The sequence below is a fragment of the Burkholderia sp. AW49-1 genome, from assembly GCF_053427845.1.
On the sequence record NZ_JBSAXF010000006.1, the window covers coordinates 82,849 to 94,966 of the forward strand.

The following is a 12,118-nucleotide window of genomic DNA, read 5'->3' on the forward strand; positions in this document are numbered from 1 at the left end:
GCGAAGCGGGCGCCGGCGTTCAGCGCGCCGCCACCGGCTTGCCGAACGCGCCGAGGATCTTCTTCTCGAGCGCGATGTAGTCGTGGCCGAAGTGGTGGTCGCCGCCCGTCTTGATCACGTCGGCGCCGGTATTCGCGAGCGCCGGACACATCGTGTCCTTCTCTTCCGCGCCGTAGAAGCACTGCATGAGCTGCGGCGGCACCTTCGCGATTTCCGGCGCGACCTTCATCGCCTTGTCGCTCGCCGGCATGCCGAGCCAGCCCGTCACGCGGATCTGGAAGTCCGCCGCCGGCGCGAAGCCGAGCAGTGACATCACCGCGACCTTGTCGCGCAGGTCGGCCGGCAGCCGGTTGTATGCGAACGGCATCACGTCCGCGCCGAACGAGTAGCCGACCAGCGCCACGCGATTCGCATGCCAGCGCGCCATGTACGTGTGCATCACGCGCGCCAGGTCGCGGCTCACCTGCACGGGCGGCTTCTCGCTCCAGAAATAGCGCAAGCTGTCGATGCCGACCACCGACACGCCGTCGCGCTGCAGCGCCTCGGCAATCGTCTTGTCGAGATCGCGCCAGCCGCCGTCGCCCGAGATCACGATCGCGAGGCGGTCGCTGCCACCCTTGGCCGGCAGCTCGACGAGCGGCAGGTCCGACACGTCGAGCTCGTCGCTGCTGCTGGTGTCGTGCAGGTGCGACGTGACGAGCGACACGAGCTTCGCGGTGTCGCCGGCTGCGGCCGTTTCGACGAAGCCCGGCATCGCGCGGCGCACGATCGTCGGATCGGGCGGGCACGGCTTGAAGCGCGCATCGAGCTTCGCCGCCGGTGCGACCGACACGACGCCGGCGATGGTGTTCTCCGGCGCCATCGACAGGATCTGCTTCGCGATCGCGCCGCCCTGGCCCACGCCCGCGACGATCGGCGTGTAATAGCGCGCCGATTGCGCGAGGCGTTCGAGCTGGTGACTGACCGCCTCGGCGTCGCCGTCGAGGTGGTGACAGGTTTCCTGCTTCGCGGCGAGGCTTGCCGCATAGCGTTCCGAATCCACGCCGACGGTCATCGCGCCCGCTTTCGCGAGTGCGTCGGCCGCCTGCTGGTCGGCGGCGCCCCAGCCCCGATCACGCGAGAACAGCACGACGAAGCCGCGCAGCGGGCCGCCTGGCTTCGTCACGGTCACGGGGCCGTAGCGGCCGCCCGACACGGTTTCCGGTTGCGCCGCCGCCGGCTGCGCCGCGAGCGCGGCGCCGGCCAACATCATTCCCGCGCAGGCGAGCGCCGCCTGCGCGATACCTTTCTTCAACATCATGAACGCCGACCTCCAGCCAGCAGGGACAGATCCGCGAGCGTGACGAATACGCCGACCGAGCCCGAGGCCGCGAGATAGCGCGGCTCCCAGTGCGGCTCGAACTTGCTCTTGAATGCACGCAAGCCACGGAAGTTGTAGAAGCGGCCGCCGAAGCGCCAGACCATCAGCCCGAACCGGTGCCACGGCGACGGCATCTTCGCCGCCCCCATCCCCGAGAACGGCGCGATGCCCAGGCTCAGCTTGCGGAACCCCGCTTCCTTCAGATGCAGCGCGAGCTGCGTGAACAGATACTCCATCGCATACGGCGACGCGTCCGGCAGATGGCGCATCACGCCGACCGTCGCCTCGGTGTTGAGGTCGGTCGTCATGAAGGTGACGAAGGCGATCGGCTTGTCGGCCTGGCGCACGAGCATCACCGACTGCGTCGCGAGATAGCCGTCGTGGAACGCGGCCACCGAGAAACTCTTCTCGCGCGCGTCGCGGCTGTCGAGCCAGCCATCGGAGATGTCGCGCAGCGACGGCAGCGCGGCCGGCACGTCACACGGCGCGATCACCTCGACCGTCAGCGCGTCCTTGTCGCCACGGCGCAGCGCATAGCGCAGGTGCGAGCGGTTCGAACCCTTCAGGTCGAACCGCTCGAGCGCGATGTGGGCTTCCTCGCCGAGCTTCATCAACGTGAGCCCGGCGTCGAGATACAACGGCAGCGCGTTCGCACGCACCTGGTAGAACGCCGCGCGGCCGCTGTGCGCGTGCGCCAGCGCGATGAACTTGCTGATCAGCGCCGGCCATTCCTCGCGCGGCCCGACGGGGTCGTGCAGCGCGGCCCACGTGCGGCCGTTTTTCGCGTACATCAGGAACGCGCGGCGCGATTCGGAAAACAGGAACGACTTGTCGCCCATCAGCGCGAGACCCGCATCGCTGCATTCCTGTGCGCGGATGATCTGCTCCGCGTCGACCAGGTCCTGCTCGGCGGGCTTCACGAAACGCCCGGGCGCCGGCCGCAGCAGTTGCCACAGCGCGAACATCGCGACGAACACGCCGGCCGCGAGCGTCGCGCGCAGCGCGCGCGGCGCGCGTGCGTCGAACGAGAAATGCGACCACAGATCGCGCGTGTAAGGCACGTCGCGGAACGCGAAGCACAGCACCCACACCGCGAGGATCAGCACCATCGTCACCGACACGAACCAGCTCACCGTGAAGCGCTCGGCGAGCAGCGACGAATGCCGGTTGAAGCGGCGGCGGCTGACGAGCAGCAGCACCAGCAGCGTGCCGAGCACGCCGGCCTCGACGAACGCGAGGCCCTTCGCCAGCGACAGCGCGAGGCTCGCGAGCGTCAGCGCGAAGGTCATCCACCATGCGCCGTCGAGCCGGCGCAGCAGCCCGCGCGCGACGAACAGCAATGCGACGCCCAGCACGCTGCAGATCACCTGCGAGCCTTCGAGCACCCACAGCGGGACGATGTTGCGCAGGATCGCGATCCGGTACCAGAACGCAGGTGTCGCGCTCGAAATCACCAGCATGCTGCCGACCGCGAAGGTCACCAGGCTCAGGAACAGCGGCGCCAGCTGCGACACGCGCGCGGCCTGCCGCGACACGAGCCGGCGGCGCAGCGCGCGGCCCTCGAAACCGGCCAGCAGGCCGGCCGACAGCACGAGCGGCACGCCGAAGTAGATCGCGCGATAGGCGATCAGCGCGGCGACCATGGCATGCGCGGGCACTTCGCGGCCCAGCGTGAAGACCATTGCCGCTTCGAACACGCCGATCCCGCCCGGCGTATGGCCGATCATCCCGAGCAGCAGCGCGGCCGCGTACACGGTGATGAAGGTCGGGAGGCCGACCGGCGCGGCCGGCAGCAGCACCCACAGCGTCAGGCCGGCGGCCACGACGTCGAGCACCGCATAGACGACCTGTGCGACGAGATCGCGCCGCGCCGGCACGTCGAACGCGAGCCATTTGAAGCGCGTGACGACCGGGCGCGCGGTGTTGCCGCACATCATCGTCAGCACGGCCAGCACGACGAGCAGCGCGGCGCCGCTCCACGTGAGCACGCCGGGCGCGACATGCAGCATCGCGGCGAGCGTCTGCGGCACGCAGACCATGCCGACCGCGGTCATCAGCACCAGCGCGAGCGCGAGCGTGCCACTCGTGAATATCGTCATGCGGCCGATCTGGGCCGGCGTGACGCCCGACACGCCGTACACGCGCGCGCGCACCGCGCCGCCCGTCAGCGCGCCGAAGCCGGTCGCGTTACCGAGCGCGGACCCGGCGATCGCGCCGATCCACAACGCGACGCGCGGCACCTTCGCGGCGACATAGCGCAGGCCGACCGCGTCGCGGGCGACGAGCGCGAGATAGCTGAGGGCCGTCGCGGCCAGCGACGCGCCCCACTCGCGGGCGGACATGTGACGCAACTCGCGGATCACCGACCGGTAGTCGACGGATTCCGACAGATGCTGGAAAACCACGATCAGCAGCAGCCCGATGCCGAGCGCGAGCAGCGGCGACAGCAGGCGTTCGTTGCGGATCAGCGCCCGGACACGGGCGATCACCGCCGCGGCGCGGCCGGGCGAACCAGGGTGGCGGGAAGACATAGGTTGTTCAGTGGTGGTGCATAGCGAGTCGCGGCGCGGGTTGGCCCGGCGGCGACATATCTGGTTGTTCTGCGTGGGCGGTCCGCCGACGACGGAGGCAGGCGGCGCCTGGATCAGAACTTACGAGTATACGGAATTTATATTACAGAATCTTTCAATTTCGGATTGTGCGGTTTTGTGGCACGCGGGACGCGTCAATACCGCATCAAAATCGTGCGCCCGACGAACGCACGGTGCGCATCATACCGGGAACCGGCGGGGTTTTCTCATCGGATGAATGACTTGTGATGCATTTGGGAGAAATTCTCCGGCCCGGCCGGAGGCGCGAGGGCAAAACCGCGACCGGGCGCGGGTTTCCGCGAATAGGGACAGATTGTCGCCCGCCCCTTCGTCACTTCGCGCGCTCGTGCGCCGCAAGCCCGATCGCCTTGTAGTCGTAAGTCGGATAGAACTCCGTCCGGTACGCGCCCCATGCCGTGTCCTCGAGCACGCGATTGACCTCCCGCACCCGCGACGCCGGCAACCGCAGCACGACGATCTGCCCGATCCCCATCGTCACCGTCCAGCTCACCACCTCGACGCCAGGCGGCGGAAACGCCTTGTAGAACCCCTGTTTCGCCAGTTGCGCGTTCAGCTCGGCAAGCGGGCGCGACTGGTCGTGCTTCAGGAAGACCGTCAAGAGCACCGCGTTGTCGGGCGTCGCGGCAGCCGTGCCGGCCGGTACCGTCGACGTCTGCCCGAAGGCCGGCGCGCCGCAGAATGCGGCAGCGGCCAGCGATGCGACGATCGCAAGGGTTCGAAGCGGGAAAATCCGGCGTGCCGTCATGACGCGACTCCGTGGCTGCATGGGTGAAGCCGCCATCATGCGCCGTCCCGCGCATCGTTGCAGCGCGTTAGTCCGCGCCGGCCCGCTCGCGCAGCACACCCGGAGAAAACGATCGCGAAGATGCCATGTCGGCAGGCCGAACCGCGGGCGTTTTCGGCTCGCCGGCCGCCGTGTCGGGCCGGCCAGCCCGCACGGCCGCGCCCACTCGCGCCGCCCGCGCTCAGTACACGTCCCGCATGTAGCGCCGCGACTTCGAAAGCCGCGCGACGTAGTCGTTCGCGGCTTCGTCCGACATCCCGCCGTGCTCGGCGACGACCGCCTTCAGCGCGGTATCGACGTCCTTGGCCATGCGTGCGGCGTCGCCGCACACGTAGAAGTGCGCGCCCTCCTCCAGCCACTTGTACAGCTCGGCGCCCTGCTCGCGCATGCGGTCCTGCACGTAGATCTTGTCGGCCTGGTCGCGCGAGAACGCGAGATCGAGCCGCGTGAGGAAACCGCTGTCGCGCATCGCGCTCAGTTCGTCGCCGTAGTAGAAGTCGGTCTGCGCATGCTGCTCGCCGAAGAAGAGCCAGTTGCGTCCGCGCGCGCCACGCGCCTGCCGCTCGTGCAGGAAGCCGCGGAACGGCGCGACGCCGGTGCCGGGTCCGACCATCACGACGGGCACGTCGCCGTTCACCGGCGGCCGGAAATGCGCGGACTTCTGCACGAACACCGGCACGCGGCCGTCGTCCGCGCGATCGGCGAGAAACGTCGAGGCGACGCCTTTGCGTGCGCGCCGGCCGTTGTGATAGCGCACGGCGGACACGGTCAGGTGAATCTCGCCCCGGTGCGCGCTCGGGCTCGACGCGATCGAATACAGGCGCGGCTGCAGCCGCTTCAGCATTCCGATCAGCTCCGCGCCCGACAGATCGACCGGGAACTCGTGCAGCACGTCCGCAAGTTGTTGCCCCCACAACCATTGCTTCAGGTCGGCCTTGCGATCGTCGCCGAGCAACGCCTTCAGCGCGCCGTTCGCGCTGCGCGACGCGATGAACGCGAGCGTGTCCGGATGCGGGCGCGTGATGTCGAAGTGGCGCGCCAGCGCATCGCCGAGACGCACGTCGCCAATGCCCGCGACCGACACGGGTGCATCGGCCTTCAGCGCGGTGACCGACAGCAGCTCGTCGACCAGCTCCGGGCAGTTGGTCGGCCACACGCCGAGCGCGTCGCCGGTTTCGTATTCGAGGTTCGCGCCTTCGGTCGACAGCGATACATAGCGTGTGTCCTTCGCGGCGCCTGGCCGGTTGAGACGCAGGTTCGCGACGAGCTTGGACGGCGCCGGATGCGCCTTGGTCGGCAGCAGCCCCGACGCGCTCATCCCGGCGGCCGGCACCGCGTGCAGCGCGGCATCCGCTTCCTTGATCCGGGCGACCACGCGTTCGAGCCACTGGTCCGCATCGCGCTGGAACTCGACATCGCAGTCGACGCGCGCGCACAGGCGCGCCGCGCCGAGTTCCGCGAGCCGCGCATCGAGCCGGCGGCCGTGCCCGCAAAACTGGTCGTAGTTGCGATCGCCGAACGCGAGCACCGCGAAGTGCACGCCATCGAGACGCGCGGCATTGCCGGCCTGCAGCGCATCCCAGAACTCGCTGCCGTTGTCGGGCGCATCGCCGTCGCCGAACGTGCTCGTCATCAGCAGCACGTATTGCGCACCGGCAAGCGACGCGACCGGATAGTCGGACATGCACGCGGTGCGGATCTCGAAGCCGGCATTCATCAGCTGCGTCGCGTAATCCTCGGTCAGCGACTCGATGTTGCCCGTCTGCGATGCCCACAGCAGCACGACCTTCGGCCGCGTACGCACGATCCGCACGCCGCCGGGCGCGGCGGCTTCGGCCGGCAGCGCGGCCGCGGCACCGTCCGCCGCGGGGGCGGGCACCGAGCGGCTGAACAGCCCCGCGAGCATCCCGTCGAGCCAGAACCGCACCGGCGGCGCGAGCGGCGCGCCGGCCGGCAGCACCGGCACGCTGCCTTCGCGCCGCCCGGCGGTCGCCTTCAGCCCGCTGACGAGGCCGGCCACGTACAGGCGCTCCGCATCGGAGAGCGGCGGCGGCGCGAGATCGGCCACGCCGAGCGCGGCCGCGAAAGTGTCGAGGTCTGCCATGTCGGATTCCTGTGAAGCCGTGATCTGCGCCGTTGCCGTCGCCGGCGTGGGCCGCGCGCCGGCGGCGGCATCGGGCCGCGCCGTGTCGTCGTCAGCGGACGCGAACGCGTCCGTCTCGACGCGCGTGAGCGCGACCGCGCAATATTTCAGTTCGGGTTGCTGAGATTCCGGGTCGATCGCGTCGTTCGTCACCGCATTGATGCACAGGTCGTCGCCGTACACGTCGTTCCAGTGCATCGGCGCGAAGCAGTTGCCAGGCCGCACGCGCTCGGTCACGACGGCCGGCAGCACCGCGCGGCCGCGCGCCGAGCGAATCTCGACGCTGTCCTTCGCGGCGATGCCGAGCGCGCTCGCGTCGTCCGGATGCAGCTCGACGAACGGGCGCGGATTGAGCTTGTTCAGCATCGCGACCTTGCCCGTCTTCGTCATCGTGTGCCACTGATGCTGCAGCCGGCCGGTGTTCAGCACGATCGGGAACGTGTCGTCGGGCAGTTCGGCCGGCGCCACGTGCGGCCGCGCGAAGAAGCGTGCCTTGCCAGACGCGGTCGGAAACACAATGCGCGGCGCGTCGTGCCCGTCGGCCGCCGGGCGCGGCGTCTGACTCACGCCGTCGTTCAGGTAGCGGATCGGATGACGCTCGCGCGCGGTGCCCGGCGCGACCGGCCATTGCACGGGACCGTCGCGCAGCGCCGCATGGCTCGCGCCGCGCAGATCGTAGCCGGTCGCCGGATTCGAAAAGCGCACGATCTCGTCGAACACGTCGGCCGCCGACGCATAGTCGAACGCGTCGCCGAAGCCCATCGCACGCGCGACTTCCGCGACGATGCGCCAGTCCGGCAGCGCGTCGCCGGGCGGCGCGACCGCGGCACGCATCAGCGTCATGTTGCGCTCGGAGTTGACCATCACGCCGTCGCCCTCGGCCCACAGCGCGCCGGGCAGCAAGATATCCGCGTAGCGGTTGGTCTCGGTGTCGAGAAACGCGTCCTGCGCGATCACGAGCTCCGCGGCCTGCAGCCCCGCGATCACGTTCTGCCGGTTCGGCACGGTCGCGACCGGATTCGTGCAGACGATCCAGCACGCCTTGATGTCGCCGGCCGCCATCCGTTCGAACAGGTCGACCGTGCCGCGGCCGGCGTCCTTGCGCAGCGTGCCGGCCGGCACGCGCCACAGGTTCTCGACGAAGCGCCGGTCGTCGTCGGACTGCACCGAGCGCTGGCCCGGCAGGCCGGGGCCCATGTAGCCCATCTCGCGCCCGCCCATCGCGTTCGGCTGGCCGGTCAGCGAGAACGGCCCGCTGCCCGGGCGGCAGATCCTGCCCGTCGCGAGATGCAGGTTGCAGATCGCGTTGGTGTTCCACACGCCGTGCGTGCTCTGGTTGAGGCCCATCGTCCAGCAGCTCATCCATTCCTGCGCGTCGCCGATCCATTGCGCGGCCGTGCGAATGTCGGCTTCCGCGAGACCGGTGATCGCTGCGACACGCTCGGGCGTGTAGTCGGCGAGGAACGCGGGCATCGCGTCCCAGCCTTCGGTGTACGCATCGATGAACGCGGCATCGGTGCGGCCGTTCGCGTGCAGCAGATGCAGCAATCCGTTGGTAAGCGCCAGATCGGTGCCGGGCCGGATCTGCAGGAACAGGTCGGCCTTGTCGGCGGTGCCGGTGCGGCGCGGATCGACGACGATCAGCTTCGCGCCGGCCTTCACGCGATCCATCATTCGCAGGAACAGGATCGGGTGGCAGTCGGCCATGTTCGCGCCGATCACGAAGAACAGGTTCGCGCGATCGAAGTCCTGGTACGACCCGGGCGGGCCGTCCGCGCCGAGCGACTGCTTGTAGCCCGTGCTCGCGCTCGCCATGCAGAGGCGCGAATTCGACTCGATGTTGTTGGTGCCGACGAAGCCCTTCGCGAGCTTGTTCACGAGGTATTGCGCCTCGATCGACATCTGCCCCGACACGTAGAACGACAACGCATCGGGCCCGTGCGCGTCGAGCACCGCGCGCAGCCGCCGCGCGGTCTCGGCGATCGCGTCGCGGGCCGGCAGCGGCACGAGGTCGTCCTCGCGCGCGCGCCGCACGAACGCGCGGTCGAGCCGCCCGGAACGACGCAACGCGACGTGCGCCGACGAGCCCTTCGTGCACAGCCGCCCGAAGTTGGTCGGATGATCGGAGTCGCCGGACACCTTGACGACTTCGTCATCCTCGACGTGCAGCACCATCCCGCAGCCGACGCCGCAGTACGGGCACACGCTCTTGACGGGGGTGGCAGTCATGCGTGCTCCGGGGCGTTCAGGCGGCGATCCACACGAAACCGTCCTCGACCCGCGACGGATACGCGCTCACCGATTTCTCGGGGGACTCGAGGCATTCGCCGGTCCGCAGGTCGAAATGCTGCTTGTACAGCGGCGACGCGACGACCACGCGCTCGCCGAGGCTGCCGATCAGCCCGCGCGACATCACGGCCGCCTGCGAGACCGGATCGACGTTGTCGATCGCGAACACACCACCTTCTTCGGCATGCGCGACATGAAACACCGCGACCTGCTCGCCGTTGACGAGCGCGCACACGCCGGTGTTCGGCACGATGTCGTCGAGCGGGCACACACGGGTCCAGGACAGGGGAAGACGGTCGTTCATGATGGGCTCCTTGAAAAAGATGCGGGTGTCGGCAGGGTCAGACGGTTGCGGGTTCGGCGACGACGGGAATCGAGACGGGCTTGCCGCCCGTGCGCTCGTCGGGCGTGGCAGGACGGATCTGGCCGCGCGTCTCGACGAACGCGATGGTCGCGTCCGGCGCGTCGCTGTTCACGAAGTGGCGGAAGCGCTTGCGCGTTTCCGGATCGGTGACGGCCTTCTTCCATTCGCATTCGTACGTATCGACCACGTGCTGCATGTCGGCCTCGAGTTCGGCCGCGATCCCGAGCTTGTCGTGCACGACGACGTCGGTCAGGTAGTCGAGCCCGCCTTCGAGGTTGTCGCGCCACACGCTGGTGCGCTGCAGCCGGTCGGCGGTGCGCACGTAGAACATCAGGAAACGATCGATGTAGCGGATCAGCGTGTCGCGGTCGAGGTCGGACGCGAGCAGTTCCGCATGGCGCGGCTTCATCCCGCCGTTGCCGCACACGTACAGGTTCCAGCCCTTCTCGGTCGCGATGATGCCGATGTCCTTGCCTTGCGCTTCCGCGCACTCGCGCGTGCAGCCCGACACGCCGAACTTGATCTTGTGCGGCGCGCGCAAGCCCTTGTAGCGGTTCTCGATGTCGATCGCGAGGCCGACCGAATCGTCGACGCCGTAGCGGCACCACGTCGAACCGACGCACGACTTCACGGTGCGCACCGACTTGCCGTACGCATGCCCCGATTCGAAACCGGCCGCGATCAGCTCTTCCCAGATCGACGGCAGCTGCTCGACGCGCGCGCCGAACAGGTCGACGCGCTGGCCGCCCGTGATCTTCGTGTAGAGCCCGTACTTCTTCGCGACCTGGCCGACCGCGATCAGCCCTTCCGGCGTCACCTCGCCGCCCGGCATGCGCGGCACGACCGAGTACGTGCCGTCGCGCTGGATGTTCGCGAGGTAGTAGTCGTTCGAATCCTGCAGCCCCGCATGCTCCTTCTTCAGCACGAACTCGTTGAAGCACGACGCGAGGATGCCCGCCACCGCCGGCTTGCACACGTCGCAGCCGAGCCCGTGGCCGTGCTTCGCGAGCAGTTCGTCGAACGTCGTGATGCGCTCGACGCGGATCAGGTGGAACAATTCCTGGCGCGAATGCGGGAAGTGCTCGCACAGATGGTTGTTGACCGCGAGACCTTGCTTCTTCATCTCGGCCTTCATGATCTGCGTGACGAGCGGCACGCAGCCGCCGCACGACGTGCCCGCCCCCGTGCACGACTTCAGTGCGCCGAGGCTCGTCGCGCCATCCGCCACCGCCGCGCAGATCTGCGACTTCGACACGTTGTTGCACGAGCAGATCTGCGCGCCTTCCGGCAGCGCGTCGACGCCGATCGCCGGCTTCGCCGCACCGTCCGACGACGGCAGGATCAGGAATTCCGGCGACTCGGGCAGCTCGATGCGGTTCAGCATCATCTGCAGCAGCGTGCCGTATTCGGCCGCGTCGCCGACCATCACCGCGCCGTGCAGGAACTTGCCGCAGTCCGACACCACCAGCTTCTTGTAGACCTGGCGGCGCTCGTCCGCGTACTGGTAGGTGCGGCTGCCGGCCGTCGCGCCGTGCGCGTCGCCGATGCTCGCGACGTCGACGCCCATCAGCTTCAGCTTGGTGCTCATGTCGGCACCGGCGAATGCGGCTTCGGCCGCTTCTTCCGTGTCGCCGCCGAGCTGCTTCGCGACCACGCGCGCCATGTCGTAGCCCGGTGCGACGAGGCCGTACACCATCCCGTTCCAGGCCGCGCATTCGCCGATCGCATAGATGTCCGCATCGCTCGTGCGGCACGCGTCGTCGATCGCGACGCCGCCGCGCGGGCCGATGTCCAGACCGCACGCACGCGCCAGTTCGTCGCGGGCGCGGATGCCGGCCGAGAACACGATCATGTCGGTGTCGAGATGCGAGCCGTCGGCGAACGCCATCCGGTGCGTGCCTTCGTCGCCGTCGACGATCTCGAGCGTGTTCTTGCCCGTATGCACGGTCACGCCGAGCGCCTCGATCTTCGCGCGCAGCATCCGGCCGCCGCCGTCGTCGACCTGCACCGCCATCAGCCGCGGCGCGAATTCGACGACGTGCGTGTCGAGCCCCATGTCGCGCAGCGCCTTCGCGCATTCGAGGCCGAGCAGCCCGCCGCCGATCACCACGCCGCGCTTCGCGTGCGAGCCGCACGCCTGCATCGCTTCGAGATCCTCGATCGTTCGGTACACGAAGCAACCGGCGCGATCGCGGCCCGGCACCGGCGGCACGAACGGACGCGAGCCCGTCGCGAGCACCAGCTTGTCGTACGCGAGCGTTTCGCCGGACGCGAGCGTGACCGTGTGCGCGGCACGGTCGATCGATGCGACCTGGGCGTTCAGGCGCAGATCGAACTGCGGATGACGCTCGAAAAAGCCGGGTTCGACGAGCGACAGATCGTCCGCCGACTTGCCCGCGAAGAATTCCGACAGGTGCACGCGGTCGTACGCCGGGCGCGGCTCCTCGCCGAGCACCGTGACCTGCAGCGTGCCCGCCGCGCCGGCTTGCGCGGCGACGCATTCGAGGAGCTTGTGGCCGACCATCCCGTGGCCGATGACGATGAGTTTCATGATGATGTTTCCTTC

6 protein-coding genes are annotated in these 12,118 nt (G+C 68.9%); all 6 read right to left on the bottom strand.

Going from position 1 to position 12,118, the window contains the following annotated elements; translation table 11 throughout:
• Positions 1-19: 19 nt before the first annotated feature.
• Positions 20-1,300 (bottom strand): virulence factor family protein, encoded by a 1,281-nt coding sequence (locus ACV22W_RS12110; RefSeq protein ID WP_448019412.1) that lies wholly within the window; start codon positions 1,298-1,300, stop codon positions 20-22.
• Positions 1,297-3,891 (bottom strand): bifunctional lysylphosphatidylglycerol flippase/synthetase MprF, encoded by a 2,595-nt coding sequence (gene mprF / locus ACV22W_RS12115; RefSeq protein WP_448019414.1) that lies wholly within the window; start codon positions 3,889-3,891, stop codon positions 1,297-1,299. The genes ACV22W_RS12110 and mprF overlap by 4 nt, the downstream gene beginning before the upstream one ends.
• Before the next feature lie 391 nt (positions 3,892-4,282).
• Entirely contained in the window at positions 4,283-4,717 is a 435-nt protein-coding gene (locus tag ACV22W_RS12120; protein WP_448019417.1) for a hypothetical protein, read from the bottom strand.
• Between the two features lie 220 nt (positions 4,718-4,937).
• Entirely contained in the window at positions 4,938-9,128 is a 4,191-nt protein-coding gene (locus ACV22W_RS12125) for a molybdopterin-dependent oxidoreductase (protein ID WP_448019419.1), read from the bottom strand.
• A 16-nt stretch (positions 9,129-9,144) separates the two neighbouring features.
• Entirely contained in the window at positions 9,145-9,492 is a 348-nt protein-coding gene (nirD, locus tag ACV22W_RS12130; RefSeq protein ID WP_057925008.1) for a nitrite reductase small subunit NirD, read from the bottom strand.
• 37 nt (positions 9,493-9,529) lie between these two features.
• Complete coding sequence (nirB, locus tag ACV22W_RS12135; RefSeq protein ID WP_448019420.1) at positions 9,530-12,103, bottom strand: nitrite reductase large subunit NirB; 2,574 nt, start codon at positions 12,101-12,103, stop codon at positions 9,530-9,532.
• Positions 12,104-12,118 lie beyond the last annotated feature (15 nt).